The 242-nt window shown below is 74.4% G+C and carries 1 protein-coding gene; it reads left to right on the top strand.

The window, feature by feature from the left end; genetic code table 11:
• The coding region (locus QWJ41_RS21390; protein WP_302710523.1) for a hypothetical protein at positions 1–242 on the top strand (242 nt) is incomplete at both ends.

Genomic DNA, 242 nt, shown 5'->3' on the forward strand with positions numbered 1-242 from the left:
GACCCCGACTTCCGCGCCGAGGTCGCCTTCGTCCACATGATCATCGCGGCGGGTCGCGACCTGCCACTGGTCGAGCCGCCTCCCGTGCTGCGGCAGCGGCTTCGCCAGTCCTTCCAGGACGGGCACCGCTCATCGACATCCCGCGCGAGCCGGTTGCTCGAGGTGGTCGCCGCCCTGGTGTTCGACAGCCGGCGCCAGCAGCTCGGCCTGGCCGTCCGCGGGGCGGGCGACGGGCTGGGCGG

Origin of the sequence: Nocardioides cremeus (assembly GCF_030518195.1) — a bacterium.
GTDB lineage: Bacteria > Actinomycetota > Actinomycetes > Propionibacteriales > Nocardioidaceae > Nocardioides > Nocardioides cremeus.